Annotated in this window: 24 protein-coding genes and 2 pseudogenes; 4 read left to right on the top strand and 22 right to left on the bottom strand. The window is 34.5% G+C overall.

Annotation, left to right across the window (positions count from 1 at the left end):
• Positions 1-54 precede the first annotated feature (54 nt).
• The gene (locus tag CLORY_RS01255) at positions 55-1350 is read right to left on the bottom strand and encodes an extracellular solute-binding protein (protein ID WP_079421746.1); all 1296 of its coding nucleotides are present in this window, start codon (positions 1348-1350) and stop codon (positions 55-57) included.
• Positions 1351-1977: 627 nt separating this feature from the next.
• On the opposite strand from CLORY_RS01255, the gene CLORY_RS01250 reads away from it, so the two are divergent.
• Positions 1978-2892, top strand: a complete 915-nt coding sequence (locus CLORY_RS01250; protein WP_079421745.1) for an AraC family transcriptional regulator — start codon at positions 1978-1980, stop codon at positions 2890-2892.
• 37 nt (positions 2893-2929) lie between these two features.
• Here the strand turns inward: CLORY_RS01250 and CLORY_RS01245 are convergent, their stop codons facing one another.
• Positions 2930-4375 (bottom strand): MFS transporter, encoded by a 1446-nt coding sequence (locus CLORY_RS01245; protein WP_079421744.1) that lies wholly within the window; start codon positions 4373-4375, stop codon positions 2930-2932.
• Between the two features lie 143 nt (positions 4376-4518).
• Here CLORY_RS01245 and CLORY_RS01240 point away from each other — a divergent pair, with 143 nt between their 5' ends.
• Positions 4519-5397, top strand: coding sequence for a helix-turn-helix transcriptional regulator (locus CLORY_RS01240; protein WP_079421743.1), 879 nt, complete (start codon positions 4519-4521; stop codon positions 5395-5397).
• Between the two features lie 45 nt (positions 5398-5442).
• On the opposite strand, the gene CLORY_RS01235 is transcribed toward CLORY_RS01240, so the two are convergent.
• From CLORY_RS01235 to CLORY_RS24150, 10 genes are all read right to left on the bottom strand, one after another.
• Positions 5443-6423 carry a serine hydrolase domain-containing protein gene (locus CLORY_RS01235; RefSeq protein WP_423236509.1) on the bottom strand — a complete coding sequence of 327 codons (981 nt, stop codon included), beginning with the start codon at positions 6421-6423 and terminating at the stop codon, positions 5443-5445.
• Positions 6420-8708 carry an excinuclease ABC subunit UvrA gene (locus CLORY_RS01230; protein ID WP_079421742.1) on the bottom strand — a complete coding sequence of 763 codons (2289 nt, stop codon included), beginning with the start codon at positions 8706-8708 and terminating at the stop codon, positions 6420-6422. Before CLORY_RS01230 ends, CLORY_RS01235 begins: the two co-directional genes overlap by 4 nt.
• 30 nt (positions 8709-8738) lie before the next feature.
• A complete protein-coding gene (locus tag CLORY_RS01225; RefSeq protein ID WP_079421741.1) occupies positions 8739-9668 on the bottom strand; it encodes an AraC family transcriptional regulator in 930 nt (309 codons plus the stop codon).
• Positions 9669-9878: 210 nt separating this feature from the next.
• A complete protein-coding gene (locus tag CLORY_RS01220; RefSeq protein WP_169911488.1) occupies positions 9879-11792 on the bottom strand; it encodes an Ig-like domain-containing protein in 1914 nt (637 codons plus the stop codon).
• A 99-nt stretch (positions 11793-11891) separates the two neighbouring features.
• A complete protein-coding gene (locus CLORY_RS01215; RefSeq protein ID WP_079421739.1) occupies positions 11892-14372 on the bottom strand; it encodes a helix-turn-helix transcriptional regulator in 2481 nt (826 codons plus the stop codon).
• A gap of 598 nt (positions 14373-14970) precedes the next feature.
• Positions 14971-16215, bottom strand: coding sequence for a condensation domain-containing protein (locus CLORY_RS01210; RefSeq protein ID WP_079421738.1), 1245 nt, complete (start codon positions 16213-16215; stop codon positions 14971-14973).
• Positions 16208-16339, bottom strand: a complete 132-nt coding sequence (locus CLORY_RS23915) for a hypothetical protein (protein ID WP_278335293.1) — start codon at positions 16337-16339, stop codon at positions 16208-16210. The genes CLORY_RS01210 and CLORY_RS23915 overlap by 8 nt, the downstream gene beginning before the upstream one ends.
• Before the next feature lie 139 nt (positions 16340-16478).
• A complete protein-coding gene (locus tag CLORY_RS01205) occupies positions 16479-17222 on the bottom strand; it encodes an EFR1 family ferrodoxin (RefSeq protein ID WP_079421737.1) in 744 nt (247 codons plus the stop codon).
• On the bottom strand, positions 17219-17665 hold the full coding sequence (locus CLORY_RS01200; protein WP_079421736.1) for a MarR family transcriptional regulator: 447 nt from the start codon (positions 17663-17665) through the stop codon (positions 17219-17221). Before CLORY_RS01200 ends, CLORY_RS01205 begins: the two co-directional genes overlap by 4 nt.
• A 625-nt stretch (positions 17666-18290) precedes the next feature.
• Positions 18291-18491, bottom strand: coding sequence for a hypothetical protein (locus tag CLORY_RS24150; RefSeq protein ID WP_079421734.1), 201 nt, complete (start codon positions 18489-18491; stop codon positions 18291-18293).
• Between the two features lie 158 nt (positions 18492-18649).
• On the opposite strand from CLORY_RS24150, the gene CLORY_RS01185 reads away from it, so the two are divergent.
• Together CLORY_RS01185 and CLORY_RS01180 are read left to right on the top strand one after the other, a co-directional pair.
• Positions 18650-19072 carry an alpha/beta fold hydrolase gene (locus CLORY_RS01185; RefSeq protein WP_242954291.1) on the top strand — a complete coding sequence of 141 codons (423 nt, stop codon included), beginning with the start codon at positions 18650-18652 and terminating at the stop codon, positions 19070-19072.
• A 33-nt stretch (positions 19073-19105) separates the two neighbouring features.
• Complete coding sequence (locus CLORY_RS01180; RefSeq protein ID WP_079421733.1) at positions 19106-19873, top strand: alpha/beta hydrolase; 768 nt, start codon at positions 19106-19108, stop codon at positions 19871-19873.
• A 111-nt stretch (positions 19874-19984) separates the two neighbouring features.
• On the opposite strand, the pseudogene CLORY_RS01175 reads toward CLORY_RS01180, so the two are convergent.
• The 10 genes and pseudogenes from CLORY_RS01175 to CLORY_RS01130 all read right to left on the bottom strand — a co-directional run.
• Positions 19985-20230 (bottom strand): annotated as a pseudogene (locus CLORY_RS01175) (hypothetical protein); the annotation flags it as partial.
• Positions 20151-20366 (bottom strand): annotated as a pseudogene (tnpB, locus tag CLORY_RS01170) (IS66 family insertion sequence element accessory protein TnpB); the annotation flags it as partial. The pseudogenes CLORY_RS01175 and tnpB, both read right to left, overlap by 80 nt.
• Before the next feature lie 82 nt (positions 20367-20448).
• Positions 20449-20784 carry an IS66 family insertion sequence element accessory protein TnpA gene (gene tnpA / locus CLORY_RS01165; RefSeq protein WP_079421731.1) on the bottom strand — a complete coding sequence of 112 codons (336 nt, stop codon included), beginning with the start codon at positions 20782-20784 and terminating at the stop codon, positions 20449-20451.
• Between the two features lie 54 nt (positions 20785-20838).
• Positions 20839-21207, bottom strand: coding sequence for a DUF4345 domain-containing protein (locus tag CLORY_RS01160; protein ID WP_242954289.1), 369 nt, complete (start codon positions 21205-21207; stop codon positions 20839-20841).
• Between the two features lie 125 nt (positions 21208-21332).
• Positions 21333-21902 carry a flavodoxin family protein gene (locus tag CLORY_RS01155; protein ID WP_079421730.1) on the bottom strand — a complete coding sequence of 190 codons (570 nt, stop codon included), beginning with the start codon at positions 21900-21902 and terminating at the stop codon, positions 21333-21335.
• On the bottom strand, positions 21899-22417 hold the full coding sequence (locus CLORY_RS01150; RefSeq protein WP_079421729.1) for a helix-turn-helix transcriptional regulator: 519 nt from the start codon (positions 22415-22417) through the stop codon (positions 21899-21901). The genes CLORY_RS01155 and CLORY_RS01150 overlap by 4 nt, the downstream gene beginning before the upstream one ends.
• A gap of 171 nt (positions 22418-22588) precedes the next feature.
• Positions 22589-23353, bottom strand: a complete 765-nt coding sequence (locus tag CLORY_RS01145) for an ABC transporter permease (RefSeq protein WP_079421728.1) — start codon at positions 23351-23353, stop codon at positions 22589-22591.
• Positions 23354-24115 (bottom strand): ABC transporter ATP-binding protein, encoded by a 762-nt coding sequence (locus tag CLORY_RS01140; protein WP_079421727.1) that lies wholly within the window; start codon positions 24113-24115, stop codon positions 23354-23356.
• Between the two features lie 116 nt (positions 24116-24231).
• The gene (locus CLORY_RS01135; protein ID WP_079421726.1) at positions 24232-24420 is read right to left on the bottom strand and encodes a cysteine-rich KTR domain-containing protein; all 189 of its coding nucleotides are present in this window, start codon (positions 24418-24420) and stop codon (positions 24232-24234) included.
• Between the two features lie 142 nt (positions 24421-24562).
• A complete protein-coding gene (locus tag CLORY_RS01130; RefSeq protein ID WP_079421725.1) occupies positions 24563-24913 on the bottom strand; it encodes a DUF1048 domain-containing protein in 351 nt (116 codons plus the stop codon).
• Positions 24914-24917 lie beyond the last annotated feature (4 nt).

Below are 24917 nucleotides of genomic sequence, written 5' to 3'. Positions count from 1 at the left end.
TTTATGATTGAGGATTAAATTTACTCTTTAATCCTCAATCTAAAATTTTATAGTTTACTTACTTGATAGTAAGGAATCTACTTTCTTCGCAGCATCATCCAAGGCATCCTTAGCACTCTTCTTGTTTCTTATTGCTAGTTCAAAGTCCTCTTTAATTACATTTGATATGTCTGCCCACTTTGGATTTGGAGTTCTAGCCCATGTTGAATTAAGCTGATCCATATATATTTTCAATATTGCATTATTAGTAACCACTGATTTCTTTGCAGTTTTTGTATTAACGGGCATCATACCAAGGTCTGTTGTAAAAATAGTTTGAGCATCATCAGAAGCTAAAAATTTTGCAAAAGCATATGCCTGTTCTTTGCTCTTGGAATTCTTAAATATTACAGTATCTTCTCCTCCTACTACTGAAACACTTCCTCCATCACCCTTCGGAATTTGAGCAAAAATTACATTATCCTTAACTTTTTTTTGATTTTTGTTTGCCGGATACCACCATGGGCCCTCATCAATCATTCCATAGTGCCCTGCATTAAAGCCTTCCCAAGTACCTTCTCCTCCAAGTATGCTCTTAGCCGTATAGCCATTATTTTTCCATTCAACTATCTTTTCAAGAGCTTTAATACTAGAATCACTGTTTAAGTATCCAGAAGCCTTTGTGTTCTTATCATCTGTAAACTTGCCACCCAAAGATAAAAAATAAGGTGATATAGCCCAAGACTCTGTACCAGCTATACCTATACCAGCTACATTGTCCTCTTTAGCCTTAGCTGCATATTGTTCAAATTCATCCATAGTCTTAGGGGCTTCTTTAAAACCTCCTTTATTCAGTATGGCTTTATTGTATATAGCTATCTTCGTATTTGTATCAATCGGTATACCATAATAATGACCATTGTAATAATTAGTACTCATTGGTCCTTCATAGACTTCTTTCTTTAAATCATCAAAGTCAGGCATATTATCTACTGGCTCTAAATAATCTTGTGATGCATATTGAGCAACATCCACAATATCAGTTCTAGCAAGATCAGGAGTAGTCCCGCTCATAGCTCCTTGAAGAATCTGTTTCTTATAGTCATCCCCGCTAGGCATCGGTGTAATCTTTACTTTGATATCTGGATAGACTTTGTTAAATGCGGGAAGTATTTTTTCTTTCAACACCTTATTTTCTGCATCTGTAAAGGTGCTCCACATTTCAATTTCACCTTTTAGCTTGGTTAAATCTTTAGTAGCTCCTGCAGAGCCTTGTCTACTAGTATCTGCAGCTTTGCCTCCACAGCCTGCTAACAAGGAAAAAGTCATAAGCTCTGTTAAAATTAATGCAATTACTTTTTTACTTTTCATTTCCTATCCCCCTATAGTTTGTTATTATTAATCGCTTTCAAACCTTGAAGCTTTTAAGCTTCAAGATTTGAAAGCTATATCAAAAAAGGATTTCACTAAATTAATGCTATATAAGTTGCAATAAAGTTCTTACATTATGGCTTCTAAAATATCACTGCTGAATCGGTTCGACCCTAAGATCTTTTAGAAGTCAGAATGTATTAGAACTTTCACAACTTATATAGATATAGCTTTATTTCTCAATCCCTCTTTAATTGGCCACACAAGAATTTATTTTCTTTCTTCCATGTTTATGTAAACGTTAACGCATTGCGAAACCGTTTGCATAGTTAGCATAGGATTATTATCTATTCCTATAGTACTGCATATCTTTCAAACTAACCTCTCTATTAAATTTATCTAAACAGTTTTATTTTAATTTATTGTCTATCTTTAACATTATTTTAATCTGTACTATAATATTATTAAATGTATAATTTATACTTTTTTTGTACAATAGCGACTTTTAAAGATGTACCACTCAAGTATAAAATCATTTATAAACTTTTTCTAAGCTCAGAGCCTAGGTTTTAAAAATATATGATTAATATTGAAGTGACACAGCTTTAATAACATTGGAGGTTTTACATGAACTTACTATCAATAGATACAAGTATTGTTCCATCAGTAAGGCTAATAGGACATATAGATTACATAAAACCTTGGAAACATTTTAACAGAACTATCAATGAATATATTTTATATATTGTTAAAAGCGGAGAGCTATATATTAAAGAAGGAACTATAGAATATCACTTAACTAAAGGCGATATTTTGCTTTTGGAGCCAAATATTGAACATTACGGATACAAAGAGGCTCCCTGTTTTTATTATTATATACACTTTAAACACCCAAAAATTAAGTGTTTAAACAACAATTCTTATGAAGAAATATCCAAAAAGCTTATTGATAAAAGGAAAGCTTCCCTTCATAGTGAGTACCTTAGTGAGGTGTCTGACACAGGGCCTGAATTTTATTTACCAAAACAGTATCACTATAGAGATGAAAATGAATTAATGTCTTTACTGGTAAGTGCAGATAGTGATTATTATCATAAGTATGAAGGTTATAAAAGAATGGCTTCTTTAAAGCTTTTAGAAATGTTTATAAAAATAAGTAGAGATTATATCTCCGCTAATATAGAAAACTCTCAACCACAATTTTCAAAAGCTTTTGTAAAATGTCGTAATATTCAGCATTATCTAAACTCCAATTATCAGAATAAAATAACCAGCGCAGATATTGAACAAAACTTTGAGTCAAACTATGACTACTTAAATAGAGTTTTTCAACAAATGACCGGTTATACCATATTAAATTATTTAAATACTATAAGAATAAATCGTGCAAAGGACCTTTTAGACGCTACTCCTTTAAAAATTTCTGAAGTTGGATACTTAGTAGGAATTGATGATCCCTATTACTTTAGCAAGCTTTTCAAAAAGATTACTGGACTTACTCCCTCAAATTATATAAGGCTAAAGGATGAAAGTAAGATATAAGTATCACCAATAAAGGCTTAAGCTGTAATAGAAAGCTTTAATCATTTGTTTCACCGATTATTCTGTTTTGCCTTCTTACCTTAAAAAGCCTAAATGCCGTAAATACAGCCCCAAGACAGCAAATAGCCACCAGTATGAGGTAAACATTTTTCATTCCGTAGACGAATACGTCATTTCTTCCTTTTACATAGTCAAAAACGCGGTAATTTAACTTTTTGCTCATAAAATAATACAATAATGTTGTTGATGTTGTTATTCCTACAATCTGCCCTAGATTTCTAACAAGTGAATTTACACTGCCAACTATTCCAAATTTATCTCTAGGGCAAGTGGACATAATCAACGAGTTATTGGCTGGCTGAAATAGTGCTTGTCCGACGGCTATAACAGAAACAAAAACAGCGCAAAGTACAATTGAGGAATACTCGCTAAGCCGTGACATAAGGAAAAAACCTGTTCCCATAAGCAAAAGTCCTGTCATAGTCATCACTTCTGCTCCAATCTTATCTGAGATAGCTCCACATACTGGGGAAAGCACTGCCAAAATCAGCGGAGACAGCATCATAAACAGTCCAGCCTGCGCTGGTGTCAGTTTCAGTGTATCCTGAAGATAAAATGGTATTAGAATAATAGATGCAGCAATACAAACAAATAAAGTAAATGCACAGATAAGATTTAGTGAAAATTGAACGTTTCTAAATATTTTTAATGCAAGAAGCGGCTGTTTATGTTTCTTCTCCAACCTGATAAATAATACAATTAGAATTATAGACAAAAAGATTGCCGCCAAGATGTACAAATTTGTAAATCCTGTTCTTTGTGCTTCAATCAGAGCCGTAAACAATAGCAATGTTCCACCAAACAGGAGGACAGCACCCGCTTTGTCCATTTGTTCGTTATTTTTTGTACTCCTTGGTAAATATTTTAGTCCTAATAAAAAGACAAAAATACCAATTGGCATATTGATCCAAAAAATGAAATTCCAGTTAAGAGCTGATACAATAAATCCACCGGTTGGAGGTCCAATCATGGTTCCAAGGGCAACTGCCGCAACTAAAATACCAAGTGCTTTTCCACGTCCTTCTTTTGAATATAATTCTGTGATAATACCTTGATTGTTTGCCATATAGGCGGAAGCTCCAATTCCTTGCACAAAACGGCAAACAATAAGCGGTATGAAGGAATGACACAGCCCACACAACAAGGATGCTATAGTAAATAAAACAGTTCCAATTTGGAATACTCTTGATTTTCCCATGATATCTCCAAGCCTTCCAAAGAAAAGAAGAGTGGAACATATAATAATAGAATAGCCTGCAACTACCCATTCAATTGATGATAGCGGAACATTCATTTTACTAGACATCACAGGCAATGCAACATTTACAATACTAGAGTCAAGTGTAGCCATAAAAGACATCGCCACAACAACAAACAACGTAATCCCTTTTTTATTGTTATTACCTAAAACTTGTTCCTGCATATTAAGTACCTCTCTTTCCATTTTAGTTAGTATTATTTTGCTATTTACAATTATAATCGCTTATCCTATAATAGCCTTATAAACATACAACAGCAAGAACTGAGTTGCTCATTTTTTGCACAATATTGATATGAGGTGAATGAATGGAAGATAAAAGTACTTATTTTAGCAGGAAGATGCCGGACGAAGATTTAAGCATCGATATTTTTTTAAAAAATGATATTAAACATGGCCAAAACTTTAAAATGCACTGGCACGAGCACCTTCAGATCTATTATTTTATTGAAGGCAGGGCAATTCTTGAATGCGGCAAAAACCGTTTTCAAGTGTCTCCAGGCAACATTGCTTTAGCAAATAGCAACGAATTACACTATGTGGAAAGTCTTTCCGACGACCTTGCATTTTATATGATACGTATTGCCCCCTCCTTTCTTTTCAGTAATCAGGTTGATTTGCTGCAGACAAAATATCTTGCACCATTAGCTCTGAACCGAATTGCCTTTCGAAATATGATTGAAAGCGATGTACAAATATTGGATTGTATCACAAGGATTCTTCAGGAATATTCTACAAAAGAGACTGGCTACGAGCTTGCCATAAAAGCAGCAAGCTATCAATTAATTGTGTTGTTACTGCGCGGGTATGTTAGTAAAATTTTGACTGAAAATGAGCTTGCTGAGAGAACCCGAAATTTAAAACGATTTGAAGAAGTTTTTCAGATAATTGAAAAGAATTACGCCGAAAAAATCAGCTTAAGGCAACTGGCTGACAGTGTTAATATAAGTACTTACCATTTTTGCAGAACATTTAAACAACTAACCGGAAAAACCACAACAGATTACATAAATGGGGTAAGACTTGAAAAAGCTGCTTATTTTCTAGAGCAAACAAACTTAAACATTACCGAAATCGCAATTAAATGCGGCTTTGATAGTGTAAATTATTTCAGTCGTCTATTCAGAAAATACTATAATACTTCCGCAACAAAATTCAGGGATGCTCATACCGGTAAATTTTATTAGGATTAATTAGTATTCTCATAATCTCTCGGATAAAATTCGGATTCACTATACACAATTCTCAAACATTGGTTCAATATACTCTTTAATAAGCTTTAATCTATCCTTAGCATGCGGCATAAAAAAAGAAGCAATAGCAACTACTATTTTTTTCTTTGTATTGACATAGATCACATTCCCGCCATCTCCCATAGCTGCATAAGCATGTTCTTTCTCATCAATAATCCACCACAGATAGCCATACGACAGCTTCCACTGGTTACATCTGCTGTGTTCCTTTGTACTCTCATTTATCCAATCAGACGAAATAATTTGTTCACCCTTCCATACTCCTTCATCTAAGTATAATTGACCTATCTTTGCCATAGCCGCAGGAGTCAGATTAAGCCCCCAGCCTGCTGTATTTACTCCAGCCCTGTCAGCAACCCAGCCTCTGACATTTTTCTCTTTATACCAGGTAAGCTGTTCTTCCTTATTATGAAAAACCACATTACCTTCAACATTAATGCCCAATAGTGAGAATAAATATTCTGTTGCAAAATCAAGCACGGATTGTCCAGTTGTTTTTACAAGAATACCAGACAAAATATCTGGTCCTATAACAGGAGTGTATCTAAATTCTCCTATTTTTCCATTGCCTCCTAGTAAATCAAGCGCACTATTTACCCAGTTATCGCTTGCAAAATATTCTGTGTAGGGTTCTGACTTATATTTATACGGAGCTGTCATTGTTAGCATATCCTTAAGTGTAACTTTCTGTATCGTTTTTTCTCCTCTTTTAACTGCATAATCAGGGAAAAAATCTAATACTTTCTGGTTGATACTTTTGACATATCCTTTATCAATGGCAATACCAAGCAATATAGAAATAATACTTTTTGTAACTGAAAAAACATGGAAAGTGCTAGTAACAGTACATTCGTTAAAATAGTTTTCATATAGTGTTTTACCATTTTTCAGTACTAATATTGCCCCAATATTGCTATAGCTGCTATTTATTATCTTTTCCATCTTTGTTTTTAACATCATATAAGATACCTCCCTGTCTTGGAATTCGGATTATCTCTCAGCTGTCCTAGTGTTCCTTTGGCAATAATCTCACCGCCCTTGTCCCCACCTTCCGGGCCAAGTTCAATGATATAATCACAGCTTTTTAAAACCTCTACATTGTGTTCAATAACAATCACCGAATTACCACCAGCAACCAGCTGATCTAATAGCTTTAATAATAATGCCGTATCATACAGGCTAAGTCCGGTTGTTGGTTCATCCAGCACATAAAGCATATTGCCACCTCGCTGCTTCCCCAGTTCTTTGGCAAGCTTGACTCTCTGTGCCTCACCGCCACTTAATGAAGAAGTTGGCTGACCAAGTGTTAAATACCCCATGCCCATCTGCTCTAAGATACGCAGCGGTTTTACAATGCTGATTTGATCTGCAAAAAAGAAAACAGCTTGGGCAATACTCATCTCTAACACATCAGTAATTGTTTTTCCGTTATATGCTACCAAAAGACTTTCTTCCTGAAACCGCTTGCCATGACACGTTGGACAGAGCTTATCGACAGAAAAATCTGAGGTCAGAAAGATTCTTTCATAGCCACTGCCTCCGCAGTCCGGACATGCTCCTTTTGAATGAAACGAAAAATATCCAGCATCCATGTTTCTTATTTTTGCTTCTGGTTGTTTTGAAAAAAGCTCACGGATTTTATCCCAGATTCCTATATAAGAGGCAGGTGTAGAAGTGGCACTTTTTCCAATGGGTTCCTGTGATATCTTGGTGAAGCTGCATATCCTTTCTACACCAGAAATACCAGTTGCATGTCCATATTTCTGGTTACTTACAAGACGTTTCAATAAAGTGTCCTCTATCAAAGAACTCTTGCCACTCCCTGATAATCCTGCAATCCCAACCATAACATGAAGTGGAAATGCTACTGTAACGTCCTTTAAATAATTGGTATTGGCATGTTTCAGTATTAGACAATCTTCCTTATGAAATGTATCTGTTCTGCCCTCACGTTCTGGCATAGTACATTTACCTGAAAGATATTGACTAAGCAGCGTATCTGCTTTCACATAACCCGCATAATCACCCTGATAGACCACTGTTCCACCTTCTACACCTGCTTTCGGACCAATCTCTATTATATGATCAGCCTGACTAATCATCTCCTTATCATGCTCCACCACGATCACTGTATTGCCAAGGTCTCTTAATTTCTTTACCGCTTCAATCATGCTTTGCTTCTCAAACGGATGCAATCCTGCCATGGGTTCATCAAAGATATAAATCAAGGAATCCAGTCTTGACTCTAGATGGAGATGGAGAAAGATGCGCTGTACCTCGCCACCACTTAAGGATGACATCTCACGGTAAAGAGTCAGATGTCCCAAGCGAAACTGGATCAGCTGCTTTAATTTCTGCCTCACATTTTTCAATACATTCTTACTAAACTGAGAAAGTTCTTCCTCAGGTATTCCATCCAGATAATCAAGGAGACCTGTAAGTGTCATCTGTCCCAGTTCACCAATCCGTTTTCCATAAAAAAAGACTTCTCTTGCATCATCACTGACCCTTTCACCATGACAGTCTGGACAGATGGTCTTCACATAGACTTCCTCAACATCCTCACCTTTTTCATAAGCATTTCTTAGTATCCGCTCCAGACAGTAGCTTTGTTTCCCATTTTGGTATGTTCCATAAACCACTTCGTCTTGAATATCTTCTGGAAGCTGCCAGAATGGGATATCAAAATACATACAGTATTTCTTCTTTAGAATCCGTAAGAAACCAGTGGTTACCTTAAGACCCTCATAGACTTCTAAAAGAGTTGTTGTGTTATCTGGAATTAGCTGTTCTAGATTGATATCATAATAAGAACCTCTACCCTGACAGCTAATACAGGTGCCTTCAGCCGTTGTATAAAGAAAGTAACTTGGGGAGAGATGTGTTCTATGCTCATCTAAGGTTTTTCCATCACTGGTAAAAATGAGAGCTAGCTGATTTAGAATTCCAGTCTTTGTACCAACTGTAGAACGTGGGTTGCTCTGCCTTATAGTATTTTGACGCACCGCCACCGTTGGGCCAATGCCTTCCATCATATCGAATCGGTCCTCATTATCAAGCCCTGCCAGAATGCCAATAGACCGTAGATACTGGTTCTTACCTTCTTCAAACAGAATATCAAATGCAAGACTGGATTTACCGGAGCCACTAATACCAGTAATGACCACCAGTTGATGTTTGGGAATTGTTAGATTGATATTTTTCAGATTGTGGATTCGTGCTCCTTTAATCTTGATTTCTTCCATATGCTCACCTCTGAATCGATTTGCAGCATGTTAGAAATGAATGGGCTCAATAGGAACGTAGATATCCACCTCATGGATATGACTCTCATTGGCATGTGGATTGTTGCGATACACTTCAAATGGGTAGGAGTTTCTCGGAACATAACCACTGTCCGTAAGCCACTTCTGATACATATAATTCCAAATATCGCTATACTGTTCCTGCTGAATACGAAAATGTCCCACTGCATACAAACCGCCTTCTAACTTCATCCTTCCAAGGATTCCGTCTTCCTGAACTGGGATATCCTCCGGCACCGTCAGACAGAGGCTTGTACGGAACTGGCTCTCCTCTCCGAATTCCGGATTGTCATGATATATGGCAAGCGGCCAGTTCTGACCCTCTACAAGAAGATGCTGCTTCTTTGCATAAGCAAATAGCGTCTGCATCAGACCCCCGTACTCTTTTGCTAAGGTCTCATAGGTACCTGTATGTCTCACATAAGCAACCTGTTTCTCCTCTAGTTTTACAATGGTAATCTGCGCGGTAACAGGAAACGGATTGCCTGCCCATTCTTTCTTTGCTGTGTTCTTATTGTACTCAGACAATAAAAAAGAATCTTTGCAATTCTTGCTATATTCCTTCCGATATTCTCTTGGACTGACACCATAGTAATTCTTAAAGGCCCGGGAAAATACAGCTGAATCTGAAAGCCCAAGTTCATAGGCAATGTCCGTCATATTTTTGTCTGCTCGATGTGCCAGCAGAAACAGTGCCCTCTCCATTCGAATCCGATTCACATAATGGGCTAATGGCTCATGTAACATTCCCTGAAAAATACGGCTGAAATGATATTTAGAAAACCCCGCGGCATTGGAAAGTTCCTCGATAGACAGGGACTGCCCTAAATGATACTCTATGTAATCCTGCACTTTATGAATTCTTCGTAGGTACTCTTCCTGACACTTCTGATCTGGCATATGACTCCCTCCTGTTCCTGTTACCCCCAGTATAGCAGAAATGATATTTCTTTACGAATAAATCTTAACTGATTAAGACAAAGAAAGTATATCTTAACATTATCCAAAAGCTATCAATAATTGGCAAAAAGCATAAATTCCTAGAGACTAAAAAATTAACGGCCATTCGTTAGATTGGCCGTTACTATATTACAAAATCTATATTAATGCTTAGTCTGTTACTTGTATTAAATAAATGAAAATTGGAGTTTTAGGACTTCTTGTATCATCCTCATAATAACAATTTATTTGTGTAGCTCCCTCTACGTTTCCTGCTGTTATTTTACCATCCTGAGTTACGCTCACAAAATTTGGATATGAAACTACTTCCCATATCAATTTTTGACGTATCAGATTTCCCATATCAAGATTTTCTTCGAGATTATATGTAGTACCCTTAGATACGTTTATAACTCCTCCAGATTTTGTTGCAGTAACTATACAGGATGCCGTTTTAACACCATCTTCTGTTGTACAGGTTATTTTCGCATTTCCTCCACTTACAGCTGTCACTTTACCATTGTTATCAACACTGATTATATTTGGATTACTTGAACTCCACAATACTTTTTGATCTGTTGCATTGCTGGGGCTAATTGTTGCTTTAAGAGTATCTGTTTCCTTAAAATTTGCTGTACACACAAGTGCATCAAAAGTTTTATCTAGAGATACTGAAGTTACTGGAACAGGATCATTTACCGTTATACTGCAGCAGGCTGTCTTACCGCCATCTGCTGTTGTACAGGTTATTTTTGCTGTTCCTGCTCCCACAGCAGTTATTTTTCCAGCAGCATCTACATTGACAATACTCGTATCACTTGAACTCCATGATACATTCTTATTTGTTGCAGCAGCCGGACTTACAGTTGCTGTCAGAGTATCTGTATCTCCTACAATTAAATTATCAGAGGCTTTATTTAATGCAACCGCTGAAACTGCTTGAGATGCAGGTGGCGGATTATAGTTGTTGTCACTTGGTGCAGATGGAATTATAAAATCAATCGTTGAATCATAATAAAATCCATCTGTTAATCCATCTACAATCTGAGAAATCACTGCAGTCTGAGCAACTTTTACTGTAATTGGAACTGAAGCACTTATTGCTCCAATCACGGCTCCATCTCCAATTGTCAAATCAGAAAAACCTGTTATCTGTATCTCATCTATTTTACCAGATACATTAACAACGTCATTTTGATTTGCTGCGATTTTTAAACATGCCACCTGAGTAGTCTGAGCATTATCTCCATTGTCAGTCGCTATAGTTGCACTTGTATTAACGATAACTGTATCTGTGAATGTACCTATTAAAGTTACAACTGGAGGTACTCTATTTGCCCCCTCATTCACTTCAATCGTTCCAATACGTCCTGTTGAATCAATGATAGCATTGGAGGTTACTGTAGTATGTCCAATCGATGTATTCACATCAGCAGTGATTCTTAAAGTAGCACTTCCCTCTGTTGCTTCCTGATCCGTACATATTTCAAGCGTTCCTGCTGATGTTCCGTTCAAATGGATTCCATTTTCTCCACCTGATAAAATTTTTATATCTCCTGCAGATACATTATTTAAAACTACTGTTCCGTTTTTGCCAGGATCAATAAATATAGTACCTTCCACTTCTACATTATTCAAAGTAACATCATCTGCTTTTATGTACAAATCCTTCTTGAAATCAACCTTTGAAACTACCGAACCGCTTTTCGAAATATTAGTTGTCTCCAAAACTGCTACTGGTCCACTGTTCTCCTTATCTTTCTGTATTTTTTCTTCTATTCTTAATTTCACATTGTTCAGTCTTTTATTCAAACTTTTATAAACAGCATGATACTTTTTCCCATATTTCTTTATCTTTTTTACTGATTTCACAGCATTATTATACTGCTTAAGAGCAGTACTTGTATTAAAATCAGATGTTTTTACTTCTTGTTCTGCCGTTAAGACGCAGCTGATTGCAATATGAATATCCCGTTTTGCTGCTTTATTATTAACAGCAGCCTTAGGTGAAATTCCATTTAGCACTGTAAATATTGTAAAAAACACAACAACTACTATATTAAAACGTTTTTTAATATTTCTCATAGGTGACCACCTTTTTATTACATATTTGCCAAGAATAAATCTTTTACAAATCATTATAACAAGCAGTCTTTTTTGTGTACATACTCCATATGGAGTATCTTATTTTAATAAATCATACTTTCGTGCTATTCTTATAGCTTCTATTTTCCCATTTGCATCTAGTTTGCTATATATATTCTGTAAATGCTTCTTCACTGTGCTTTGTGACAAAACAAGTCGTGATGCAATCTCACCTCTATTCAGTCCTTCTGCTACAAGTGAAAGAACCTCTATTTCCCTTGGAGATAGTTTTGCCCTATGACTATTTATACTGCTAATACTCTTGACATATTGCCTTCCGTATTTAATAATACGCTTGATATATTTATTATTCGGATTTTCCTGTGCAACTACATCTATTATCATTTTTTCTATATACATATAATCTTCAACAAATGGCATTATAATATCATCAGCTTGTCCTTGCTTTAAAATTCTTTCAAGAACTGGTTTTCCTATCTCCATACCATAAAGGTTAAATTTAGCTACAGAATCAAAAATAGCATTATGAATAAATCCTAATTGATTGTTATAAATTGAAAAATACTCAACAAAGCTTTCACTCTCAATCTCAAGCTTTATATAATTTTTAGCTGCCATTATGGTTTTTCCATAAACGATATAATTAAATGCTACTCCCTGATAAAATAAGTCAGCTGCATCCACATTTCCTGTCTGCAACCAATATGGTGCTTTTTCTGGCTGACAAAGGTTAGCATACAAATAACCTTTGCATAATTCGAAAGTAGTGTTTATTAAAAAATTATTCAGCAGCATAACTTTTTCTCCAAGCTGTTTCAGCATAGCTAATGCCTGATCTATTTTATTCTGCAGTACATACAGCCTCATCAGATTAAACCTTGCACAAATAATTATACTGTATTGAGATTTCGTACTAGCTTTATAGATTGCTTTCGTACTGTATAACTCTGCCATTTCCCAATCACCTGTTTCAAGCGAATATTCAGCCTGTGCTAAATACTCAGCACCTGTCCCACAACCATTTGAAAGCTTTGCGTGATTAGGAAATTTCAGCTTAGCAAGCTGCAATATTTTATTAAAAGTTCCCTGTTCTCTGAAATAAATATAAATTAGCTGTGGTGAACCAAAGGTAAATTCATTTTCTCTCTTCATAATATATGACTGCTCGCCATTCAGCAGCTTTAGAGCCTGCTCACTAGTTTCAGAAATTTTGTCCAAATGGTTAAAGCAAGTGAACTTTTTAATAATTAATATTTCAGCAATAATATGCTTTTTATATTTTAAATCAATACTCTCCATATGCTCATATGCGTATTGAAATTTTTCTAATTTCTCTATGCAATTCAAAACAATCTCATTACTGCCTCTTAAAATTCGCATAAAAATATACTGAAGGTACGCTATCGGATACTTGCATAACTCTTCCTCAGACAGGTTTTCAAATATTGAAACAACCCCATCAAAATCAATAAGATTATTGTCGATGTTATTTGGATTATTTAAATGTGTAAGAATAATATTATAATCCTCAGATTTATAGTAATATGAATAAGCAGTGAGCAATTCTCTTCTATCCATGTACCAGTTACCCAAACGTCTATTTAATCTTTGAATTTCGCTGCTTTTAAAATTCTGTCTCATTCTTAGAAAATCAAGAAGTACATTATGTATTTTATACGTTTTATTTATTTCATCATAAAACACAAAAGCGTTTTCTCTAAGAAGTTTTTTAAGAATTTCATGAGTTTTTAAATTTTCAGTTATATATAATGCTAATTTTTCCGAAAAAGTATCTAATATTGAAAGCTTAAGCAAAAATGTTTGAATCTCCTCATCATATACCTGAAACAAAGTGCTTTCAATCAATTCATCAATGCTTTTATCTATTCCAACCGGTATGCCTTGATCTAATCCACGCAGCACGATATACATAAAAGATATCCATCCATCCGTATATTTTTTAATCTTCTCAATATCATTTTCCAAAATATCACTGTTTACCATTTTACAATAATCATGTATTTCATCATTATTAAATTTTAACTGCTGTTGTGATATAACATTGCATATCCCTTTTGAAAGCATTTCCACAAAATCAATATTAATCGTACTTCTAGTAACAATTACAATATGAAGGTTGTCCAATTGTTCAGCAGCAATTCGCATAATAAAATCATTGACATTACGATTTTCGCACAAATGATAATCATCAATCACTAAAATAGTCTTTCTATCAAAATCAATATCATCTAGCGCCAAAAGTGTTTTTTCTAATTGTGACACATTTGTTGGAAAGCCAAGCTTTTCCAATTTAATACCGATAGACTTATCCAGCTTATTTATTTCCTTTAAAAATTGACACCAAAACTCTTCATATGTATCACAATTTCTATAAAATGCAATAAATAAACACGGACTACTTTCTGAATGAATAAAATCCATAACAGCTGTAGTTTTTCCAAATCCAATAGGTGCCTCAACAATCGTAAGTGAATAGTCATAAATTGATGATAATATTCCATTTACACGCTTTCTTCGTAATATTTTTGATTTTCTCAATATAAAACCTTCTTGCTTAACATATTTTATATTATTATATAAATTGCGAAAGTTCTAATATATTCTACCTTCTAAAAGATCCTAGGGTCGAACCTGTGATAAACAGTACGTAAGTTTAATTTTAAACTGGCTGAAATACTGAAGCTTCACCAGTCTTTCAGTCGGTTTAAAATTTAGCTGAAGTTGTTTATCAATTTAGCAGTGATATTTTAGAAGTCACAATATAAGAACTTTATCGCATTATATATATCTTTCTTGATAATATCATAATTTACATTTTTGTCTCAAGTGAAACTTTATCAGAAAAAGTCGTTGTCATCCCTTACAGTACAGGAAATCCTCTAGGAAAAGCATATGGCGTTGATAACAATCAAGACGCTCGTATAGTCTTTAGAGTTTATTTGGATAAAACAGCTATGGTTGGCCCCTACGTTTTTGATATCATATGGGATCGAGCAATCCTTTTTATAAAGAAGAAAAAGCTGTAGAATAATAACAGCAATTAATATGGTGAGTGTTATCTCTGTCGGCTGAAAACGCCTAAGACATACACTCTACCCTTAAACTAATAAGCAAATGGATAGTAGAAAAAACATTTTTAAGTTCTTTTACTCAGTATACAAACCAGCTCTTCAAACCAGCTGTTTTCCTCCTCCCCCATGCCGTGATATGTAATGGTGATTCTTTCATTTATTGTAGATATCCCTATAATATGTTGAGAATAGGATACTGATGGTGGTACAAAAATGATATTATTAATTTTATATTTATCATAGTCAGTGTGATTTTTAATAACGCCAAGATTAGTAACACCCAAATCTCTTTTCTTACTTCCTTTATAGCCAAAAACATATGCCGCTTTTTCAACGGTTTTATTCTGTATCAGTCCATGCGTTACAAGCAATACCGCATCTATTAGTGTTGGACAAAGTTCTGCCAAAAAAAGCAATACAAAGTATCTCTTTTTTGGATAACTCAGCATTTTATTAATCTTTTTATGGATTGCCCTTGCATTCTCTTGTATCTTTTTATGCTTTAAATATCTATAGTTTATTGCAATTCCAGATACCTGATTTGACATTGAATCATCATTTTCCCGGATATCAACCGGAATTCCTACTACGCTTAATCCTTTTCTGACAGAAAGGATTAAACTAATCAGATAGCTATTTACCGTTACTTTAGCTGCTCTCGCCATCTCTTTTATATGTTCTGTTTCTTTCACACTAAATGTATGAGTCAAAATATTAGAAGAATGTCCATCCCAATACTTCTGATGAATAGCATCATAAGAATCCCAAAAATAACACTGCTCTTCTTTTTTCCATATCTTGTTTAGATGTGATAAATATCTCCGTTCAAAGAAGTTTAGTTTAGTCTTCCTTCGTAAAGATTCCCTTGTAAGAATATCGGCTGGCTTATAATGAATTTCATTTCCTGCCAATGCAGTTAGCACGTCCTGTAAAAACACAATAATCGATTTTCCATCCCCTACTAAATGATGTGCCATAAAGAGGATACCACCATTTTCTTTTATAAACACTCGCATCAATTCGCCCTGTTTGATTGCAAATGGCTGTTTTTCATTTTCCTTTATAATATTTTTCCATTCACTTTCTGCAATTATGACCTTGCATCCAGTTTGCTTTAATTTCTGATAATATGCTCGTCCCTCTTCATCTATTATTACCTTTGACATTGTGAGTTCATTACATTGAAATGCTTTTTGTATGGCTTCTTTAAGCAGTTTTAGTGATGGACTTCCAGCTATCTCCACATACATGCTAATATATACATTTGGTTCAAAAAGATTCGTCCGTTCCGATATAATCTGTTTACTCATAGATATTTCCTTGATTCTTTGCTACAGCACATATTGCATCTACAGTCTCTTCCATAAGCAATCTTGTAAATTCTTTTCCAATACCACCTGTTGCTCCAGTAATAATTGCTATTTTTTTATTCATTTTCCCCCATACCATCCTTTAACAATATTCTTTCTAAATCATGTACAGATATTCTTTCATATCTGATAGTAAAAAGCTGTAACTCCAGAACTAAATAAATGCAAAATACAAATGGATCAACACCATTACTACTAACGATTTATATATTGATACCTATTTCTTTTTTCAGTAAATTTACCATACTGAATTGCTGATTGTTTGCCCCATGAATGCATTTAAGGCAAAATGCACAGTTTCCTGTCCACTTAGGTTTTCCATTTTCCATATGAATAACATTACAGGGACATCCGCTCTCGCATTTCCTGCATCCGTTACAAACTTCTGTTGCATAGAACTTCTTAGTATGATTAACTTTTCTATAGGCATATGCTGTTACCGGTGTAATAAATGCTATCCTTCCTTTTTTTATGTATTCAATATTTTTGTGCTGTTTAATCATAGAAATAATTTTATCTATTTCTTCCTCTGCACTATTTAAAATTCTTTTCTGCTTCTCTAAATTCATAATATCATATCCAATTACATAATTATCTACCATCTTCACTCCGAATATGCCGTTTATTTGAAGATTCTTATTCTTTAGGATTTTGATTAGCCTGTTCATAACATGACCAGCAGCAATTCCATATGTTGCAATCCCATAAACATACTGTTGCTGATATCCAGATAAAATCAGCTTGTCAATAAACTTCTCAACTATTGTTGGAACACTGTACCAATATGTTGGAAAAACAAATCCTATTTTCTCATCTTTATCCACTTCATATATCTCATTTTTTACTATAGTATTTTCAGACATATATATAAGTCTTTCACCTGTGGAATTTGATATCTTCTCTGCAATATGCTTTGAATTTCCTGTTCCGCTAAAATAAAAAATCATTCTTTTCCCTTCTTTCGTTCCTTTAAACTTTCTACCAATTTTGATATGATACGCTCAACTACAATAAGCTCATTCTCATCTTTAACAATACTTTTTATGGTATCTGTAACCCATTTATAAACTGCCATATCACCACTTAATATACTTTTGCCCTTTTCTGTTAGTTCAACATAATAGATTCTTTTATCTTCTGTCGATTGCAGTTTTTCAACTAGATTCATACTAATTAGCTTTCTAATGATTGCAGAAACAGCCGGCTTTGTTAATGCTAATTTTTCTGCAATCTGTGAGAAATTAGGTTTCTGTAATGAATGAATCACCAGTAAATAATAGTAGTCATTATTAGAAAATTTATTTACTTCCTCCTCTGTTAGTGTAGAATTGAGATTCCGTATGCATTCCTCCCATAATAAATTTACAAGAGTAGAAAAATTATTTTCCATAAAATCCTCCATGTGTACAGCTATATTAGTTAACTAAATTTAATTAATTTTTGTTAACTAATATAGCATAATAAAAACGTACTGTCAACAGTACGCATTCATCGTTAACGTTTTGAACATGATGAGCAATCTCTTTAATACTACGCTTCTCCTCTAGATAAAATTCCAATATAGCTGAGTCCTTTTGACAAAGTAGATGCTTAGGTAACTAGATTTATTAATGCCTATTGCAAGCCAATAATTTTTAAAGGAACAAATTCACATTTAAATAATTAAGTACTCAACTTTCGCAGATAAATTTAAAGGCTAAAGCCTTTAAATTAAAGCAATAAAACAAAAAACATTCCTTTTGGTATAATAGAATTGTGAAAAACATCACACCAAAGAAAGGAATGTTTCTTATGAACACTATTATACCAAATGATAATAACAATAAACAATTAAATTTTGCAATAACCAGATTTTTCAAAGACAATAAAATTGGCTATATACTTAAACAATGCAATTTTTCAAAAGGAAAAGGATTTTCCTGCATTAAAGTATTTCAATACATTTTTATGCTTGTCTTTACACTTCAATGAAAAAAATAGACTTTGTTCAGAAAATCAGGTTATAGATAAGTGGACTAATGGATCAAAGCTAAAATACTTTCTTCTACAATTGTAAGAATCGGTTCAGACAAAGATGGCAATGAAGTAAAAGCAAAAATTGTGTTTGTAAGAGATAGAAATCGAAGCAGACAATGGCTTGCATTGATTTCTACAGATGTATCCTTGTCCCCCGTCCAAGGGAACATATCTACCAATTTCAATTGGCTTATTGTCATCTTCGTCATTCACCTTTACGAATATACTTATATTGTGTTTTATATAAGTATATTTGTAAACATCTATTTCAAGAATGTATATACATATGATTGAAAACACAGACGTTTTATAGTATCATCTTCATAAAGACAAATGGAAGCAAATATCACCAGAAACATTGGCGATTGTTACAGCAACACCTCCAAATGGACATGATGCGTATATTGATTGTACTTTCCGTATGTGGAAAAATATTTGGAGTAAAGGATTTCCTTTTGAAGACGAACGTGCAAGGCGGTATTGTGAAGAAAGCTATGATCGTTCTTATTATCCACAAGGAGCTGTACTCCAAAATGCAGCGTTGGTTGCTAATGGTGATAGGAGACACCCCCTTTTATTATTAACAATTCCAACACTAGTAATTCATGGAACTGCAGATACATTGTTTCGTATTGAAGCAGGAAAAGATACAGCACGCACAATACCTAATGCTAAATTACTTTTGATTGAAGGAATGAGACATGATATGCCTAAAGGAACCTGGGAACGCATAGTCGAAGCTATTGCTAGTCAGGTAAACGACACATCTCATTCATGTTAATAGTACAGAACATGATAGAAAGGAGAATTCAAAATGTATCTTGTAGATGTAATAAAAGATGTATCATACTCTATATACAAGGAATGTTTACTAGATTTTTATATCCCTAAAACAGAGCATAAGTGTCCTGTTTTAATATATTTTCATGGTGGAGGCTTAGATTCAGGGGAAAGACAAGACGAAATTATACTAAAAACACTTGCATCAAATTATGGTATTGCTATCGCAACTGCTGATTATCGTATGTATCCAGCAGCAAAATTTCCTAACTTTATTGAGGACAGCGCTGATGCAGTTAAGTTTGTCATGGAATATAATGAAAAGCAGAATTTATTTAGCGAGTATTATATTGGTGGAATATCAGCTGGAGGATATCTTACCATGATGCTTTTTTTTGATAAAAGTTACTTGTCAAAAAGAGGGATCTCAGTTGAAGATGTATCAGGTTATATTTTTGATGCCGGTGAACCCACAACTCATTTTAATGTTTTAGCCGAGAGAGGGCTAGATACTCGTCTTGTTCGGATTGATGAGGCCGCTCCAATTTATTACATAGATAAGGACTACCCACATAAGGATGCACAGCCTAAGATTTTGATATTATTTTCTGATAATGATATAACAAATAGACTTGAGCAAAATCAGCTTCTATATAGAACAATGTTCCATTTCAATTATAATATGGACAAAATAGAAATACGATGCTTGAAAGGATATACACATGTAGGTTATTATAGCGCCCAATACGAAGATGGCAACTATATACTTCCGAAGCTCTACTCTGATTTTATACTTAAATAAACTTAAGTATAAGTCCCGTCCCACACCTGTACCCTACACCATAGTTTCCCCTTGATATGTTCCCACAAACACATATCAAGGGGTAAAATTAAAGGATAAACTTCCACCGTTAGGTCTCTTATGTTCTTTAATATTTATAACTTTAGTTTCATCTGGAATTTCATCAGTTATTTCACCCAAAAGAGAGCATTGTCCTTCTATTCTAGGAGTTTTTTCACTTGATGCCCCAAAACGTTGTTTTGATGCATGCAAAACTGCTTGAGTAAGAAGTTCAACGTTATGCTCTAACATTTTCACCTTTTCCTGCAGTGTCAATGCTTTCCCGATGTGCTTTTTTCTGATCAATCTGCAAACCATCTAGAAGCCATTCCATTTGGCGTCTTGTTATATCACGAACTTCTCCTTCATTTTTCGGCCACTGAAATTTCATATCATCAGAAAGAAATTTTGTAACTAATATAACGCCGTTTTTGTCCCAGCGAAGGGCTCTAAGAGAAGTCCGTTTTGTTGCTTGCGGAAATCGGTGGCACCGAGTGCAAGATAGATGTGCTCTGCCCCATCGGCTATATGATGCATCATAATTCCTGCAGAACCTTCATTAGTCCTGCTAACGAATTTTGATTAAAGTTGCTTGGAACTGTGACTTGAATATCTTTATAAATTATCTGAAAATCATCAGATTTATTTGAGTTTGATATTAGATTATCTCTCTCTGAAAGGATTGGTGTAACTTCAGTAAATGCTATTTCTTCAATAGGCTTTTTTTTAGTTATTATTTTGTGATTCCAATAGTTATACTTATGTTTGCTAAGTCCGTTCATTTCACACCATTCTTTGACTGTCATACCGCTTTTATTTCTTTCATCAATTCGCTGCTTCCAAATCAGCATATTTTCTTTAGCTGATACCATATTAAAACCTCCATTCTGATTACTTTATTAAAGCATATCAAATTGAAGGTCTATTTACATGACGGTATTTGTTCCATCGCTTATGGATATCAAGCGACCAATTCCACCAAGAAAAAAGAAGATTGTAATAACACGAAGCATGTTCTTATCCTTATCAACCCGAGGAATCATCCACAACATTATAATTCCGACACCCAACCATAATCCACTGTAAAAACGCACGTTGCTGTCTAGCATAAGAAGTCCTTCTGAATACCCTTGTTCAGGTGAAAATCCATAATACCAGTTGACTGCACCATAAGCAAATCCTAGATAAGCTGTGTATATAGCCAAAACTCCTATTAAAATAAATATCAACTGCATAATACGTTTCGACACAACTTTACTATTGATGCTCTTGTCCATCATATTTATTTTCTTCAAGTTAATTCACACTTCCTCTCTTATAAATTACAAAACAAAATTTATTATAATCCAACTATTTATCTTCTTCCCCAATTTAAGACAAATAAATTTTCACGTATCAGAACCAATACTTTTTACATAAGTTACTTTCGTGTCATATCCTTTGTCAACTTATCAGCAACTTCCTTGGCTCTATCACTAAAATCAGGTGCTTCACTTAATGGAATAGTATATTTTCCAACTAAATTGCATTTTAGCACATTTCTCATTGATCTATCGAAAATTTCCTCTGCAAGATCTGCATTTCCTTCTTTACTGCCCATGCATGTAATTAAAAGTGCAACCTTCTTTCCCTCAATTGATGATGTGTGGTGGGAAGAACCAAAATGTATTGTAAGACAGTAATGCCTGTCAATAAAAGTTTTGAACTGTGAGGTAAAGTCATAACAGTAAATAGGAGAGGCATATACAACAGCATCTGCCGATATCATTTGTTTAAATATCAATACCGCATCATCTTTTAAAATACATCCAGGTCCATCGTTATTTGCCATGCAAGCATAACATCCGATACATCCTTTAATAACATGGTCACTAAGTTGTACCCTTTCTACCTCGTGTCCCTGTGAAATAAGATTTCCTTCGAGCATGTCAAGAGCTTTCGCAGTTTTGCCGTTTCTTTTCGGACTTCCTAAAATAGTTATTATCTTCATAAAATTTCTCCTTTCAATTCCTTTAACAAATTATTGCTCCAATCTATTACGTAATTGTAATAGCCAACTCCAAAAATCAATGTAGAAAATTCAAAAATATCATACTTTCCCTTTACCTTGCTCTCAGCTTCATTAAATTTTTTATATACAGGCTCTACTTCATTAATAAAGGCTTTCAACTTTTCTATTGCCTTTTCTTTCGGCAAAAACTTGAAGAAAAATACCTTTATAAGGTGATCCGGCTTTGTCCTTGAAAATTCCACTGGCAGTTCAAGCCAATTGAGGAACTCTGATTTTCCTAACTCAGTTATAGCATATAATTTTTTATACTTTCCTCCCTCAACAATTTCCCGTGAACTTATAACACACTTAGCTTCCATTCTTTTCAAAGCAGGATATATGCTTCCATAACCTGCATCAAAAAAGTTTGATGTACTTTCAGTCATTTTTTGCTTTAAATCATATCCACTCATTTCACCGCTCATTAAAAAACCAAGAATAATATACTCTAACATTTTTACCCCCATATACATTTATGATATATATCGTTTCGATATATATATTATAGATATATATTAACTTGTTATACCAATATTGTCAACATTATTAATAAATTAATAAAATATAATAACCTTTTTGCAAAATTTACTCTATAGATAAGTAACTGTATTTAGTGTAAGGATAGGTTACAATTTCTTATAAATCCTCATTGCAAATATATATGCAATAACTATTATTACTATACACCAAGTCAAAGCAGTCCATATCTCATTTCCCACTGGCTGATTTGCTAATAAGTTACGAATAGCTTCTACGATGGGAGTTACAGGTTGATTTTCTGCAAAAAAACGTACTGCTGAAGGCATAGTATGTGTTGGTACAAACGCAGAACTGATAAATGGTAAGAAGATTATTGGGTAAGAGAATGCTCCTGCACCATCTGGTGTTTTAGCAGCAAGTCCCGCAATTACAGCAATCCAAGTCAAAGCAAGTGTAAAAATTCCAAGAACTCCAAATACCGCTAACCATTCTAAGATTCCTGCTGAAGAACGGAAACCCATTAATAATGCCACAAGTATAATCACTACTACAGAAATTCCATTTGATATTAATGAAGTTAATACATGTCCCCATAATACTGTAGAACGAGCTATAGGCATAGAGTGAAAGCGTTCAAAGATACCACGATCTTTATCTGTAAATAAACGATATGCTACATATGCAATCCCACTACCAATAGTCATTAGCATTATACCTGGTAATAGATAATCAATATAATTTTCTGTACCTGTTTCTATTGCACCACCAAATACATAAACAAATAATAACATAATCGCAATTGGTGTGATACTAACTGTAATAATTGTATCCATACTTCTAAAAATATGACGCATAGAACGCCCAAACATAACACTTATATCTTTGAAAAAATATTTATTTGTTGATTCCATTTATTTCTCCCCCTTCTTACCTATGATTGTTAGGAATATTTCTTCTAATGTAGGTTGTTTTTCAATATATTCAACCTTTGCAGGCGGAAATAATTTTTTCAATCCTTCTAATGTATCTAGAGCAATAATTTTTCCACCATGAAGAATAGCGATTTTATCTGCAAGTTGTTCTGCTTCTTCTAAATATTGAGTCGTTAACAATACTGTAGTTCCTGAAGCTGATAACTCTTTTACAATCTTCCACACTTCTAAACGTGCTTCTGGATCAAGACCTGTCGTTGGTTCGTCTAGAAAAACAATCTTTGGATTTCCTACAAGACTCATTGCTATATCAATTCTTCTTTTCATACCTCCCGAGTAGGTACCCACTCTGCGGTTCGCAGCCGCTGACATACCAAAACTATTAATTAACTCATCTGCTACTTGATTTGGATTTTTAAGATGTCTAAGTTTTGCTATCATTTGAAGATTTTCACGTCCCGTCAAAATTTCATCAATAGCAGCAAACTGACCAGTAAGACTGATAGAACCTCTAATGTCCCCTGCATTTTTTTCAATATTAAAACCATTTATCACAACACTGCCGGCATCTGGTTTAAGTAAAGTAGCCATGATTCTAATCATCGTTGTCTTTCCAGCTCCATTAGATCCTAGTAATGCAAAGATACCTCCCTTCTCTACTTCAAAATCTACTCCTTTGAGTACTTCTACATCTTTGTAAGATTTCTTTACCCCTTTAACTTGTATGATATTATTTTTCATTTACTTTTCCTCCTCTACAATATAGTAACTTTGCTCAAATCTGCAGCTAACCCTTTCAATGCAGCTTAAGTAATTATCATAAAAAAAGAGCCGACAACTGTGATTTCATTCACATGTTATCGGCTCTGCGTCTTAGCGTCTGGCTCTTTAATAACTGATATATTGAGTTGTTTTACATTGATTATCGTTTCCTGTTTACACTTGGGACAAAATAACGGGAAGTTTTCAAGCACCGTATCAACACCTATCTTGACCCGTGTTTTGTTGCCACAGACCGGGCATAATATCCACTCGTATTTACACACACTCTACCATCCCCTTACTTGATGTTTTTGTTAACCACTATCCCTTTAATGCAAGCATTAAGCTGCTTTTCAATATACTCCCCATTTAATGGAGTCGCAGAACTTTCGCTTCAATTGCTTTTTCTATCCCGATATATCCCTTTTACTTTGTTTTATCCGTAACCTTTTTCATTGCTTTGTTAACTTCTTGGTCAACAGATTCTTGATAAATGTCAGCGTAAGTTTTTGAATCTTTGATTAAATCGTCGCAGAAAGCTGCTACGTCACTGCCTGTCACTTCGAGCACGCCTTTTCCCAAGGCTGCGCCCTCTTCAAAAAGATCGATAATCCCAGAGAGCAAACCTATCCCATCGGTTAGCTCAACAGGGCCGACCTTAAAAAGATATTTTTGAATCTCTTTATAAACAATCTGATAATCTTTCGGGAGTGCTTTGACACGCGCCATGTGTGCTCGCCACTCTTTTTTGCCTTCGATGATATCTTGTATTCTCATTTTA

The organism is Clostridium oryzae, from assembly GCF_002029235.1.
GTDB lineage: Bacteria > Bacillota > Clostridia > Clostridiales > Clostridiaceae > Clostridium_AE > Clostridium_AE oryzae.
The sequence above is the reverse complement of the archived record's forward strand: the minus strand, read 5'-3'. Positions and strand labels throughout refer to the sequence as shown.

What these genes read in the sequence shown, in the direction of transcription:
- tnpA (WP_079421731.1), bottom strand. Translation starts at nt 20,784, where the DNA reads ATGGTATCAGCTAAAGAAAATATGCTGATTTGGAAGCAGCGAATTGAT.
- CLORY_RS01245 (WP_079421744.1), bottom strand. Translation starts at nt 4,375, where the DNA reads ATGCAGGAACAAGTTTTAGGTAATAACAATAAAAAAGGGATTACGTTG.
- CLORY_RS01225 (WP_079421741.1), bottom strand. Translation starts at nt 9,668, where the DNA reads ATGCCAGATCAGAAGTGTCAGGAAGAGTACCTACGAAGAATTCATAAA.
- CLORY_RS01205 (WP_079421737.1), bottom strand. Translation starts at nt 17,222, where the DNA reads ATGATTTTTTATTTTAGCGGAACAGGAAATTCAAAGCATATTGCAGAG.
- CLORY_RS01180 (WP_079421733.1), top strand. Translation starts at nt 19,106, where the DNA reads ATGTATCTTGTAGATGTAATAAAAGATGTATCATACTCTATATACAAG.
- CLORY_RS01240 (WP_079421743.1), top strand. Translation starts at nt 4,519, where the DNA reads ATGGAAGATAAAAGTACTTATTTTAGCAGGAAGATGCCGGACGAAGAT.
- CLORY_RS01200 (WP_079421736.1), bottom strand. Translation starts at nt 17,665, where the DNA reads ATGGAAAATAATTTTTCTACTCTTGTAAATTTATTATGGGAGGAATGC.
- CLORY_RS01130 (WP_079421725.1), bottom strand. Translation starts at nt 24,913, where the DNA reads ATGAGAATACAAGATATCATCGAAGGCAAAAAAGAGTGGCGAGCACAC.
- CLORY_RS01140 (WP_079421727.1), bottom strand. Translation starts at nt 24,115, where the DNA reads ATGAAAAATAATATCATACAAGTTAAAGGGGTAAAGAAATCTTACAAA.
- CLORY_RS01250 (WP_079421745.1), top strand. Translation starts at nt 1,978, where the DNA reads ATGAACTTACTATCAATAGATACAAGTATTGTTCCATCAGTAAGGCTA.
- CLORY_RS01230 (WP_079421742.1), bottom strand. Translation starts at nt 8,708, where the DNA reads ATGGAAGAAATCAAGATTAAAGGAGCACGAATCCACAATCTGAAAAAT.
- CLORY_RS24150 (WP_079421734.1), bottom strand. Translation starts at nt 18,491, where the DNA reads ATGACAATAAGCCAATTGAAATTGGTAGATATGTTCCCTTGGACGGGG.
- CLORY_RS23915 (WP_278335293.1), bottom strand. Translation starts at nt 16,339, where the DNA reads ATGAATAAAAAAATAGCAATTATTACTGGAGCAACAGGTGGTATTGGA.
- CLORY_RS01255 (WP_079421746.1), bottom strand. Translation starts at nt 1,350, where the DNA reads ATGAAAAGTAAAAAAGTAATTGCATTAATTTTAACAGAGCTTATGACT.
- CLORY_RS01145 (WP_079421728.1), bottom strand. Translation starts at nt 23,353, where the DNA reads ATGGAATCAACAAATAAATATTTTTTCAAAGATATAAGTGTTATGTTT.
- CLORY_RS01210 (WP_079421738.1), bottom strand. Translation starts at nt 16,215, where the DNA reads ATGAGTAAACAGATTATATCGGAACGGACGAATCTTTTTGAACCAAAT.
- CLORY_RS01150 (WP_079421729.1), bottom strand. Translation starts at nt 22,417, where the DNA reads ATGTTAGAGTATATTATTCTTGGTTTTTTAATGAGCGGTGAAATGAGT.
- CLORY_RS01235 (WP_423236509.1), bottom strand. Translation starts at nt 6,423, where the DNA reads ATGATGTTAAAAACAAAGATGGAAAAGATAATAAATAGCAGCTATAGC.
- CLORY_RS01155 (WP_079421730.1), bottom strand. Translation starts at nt 21,902, where the DNA reads ATGAAGATAATAACTATTTTAGGAAGTCCGAAAAGAAACGGCAAAACT.
- CLORY_RS01220 (WP_169911488.1), bottom strand. Translation starts at nt 11,792, where the DNA reads ATGAGAAATATTAAAAAACGTTTTAATATAGTAGTTGTTGTGTTTTTT.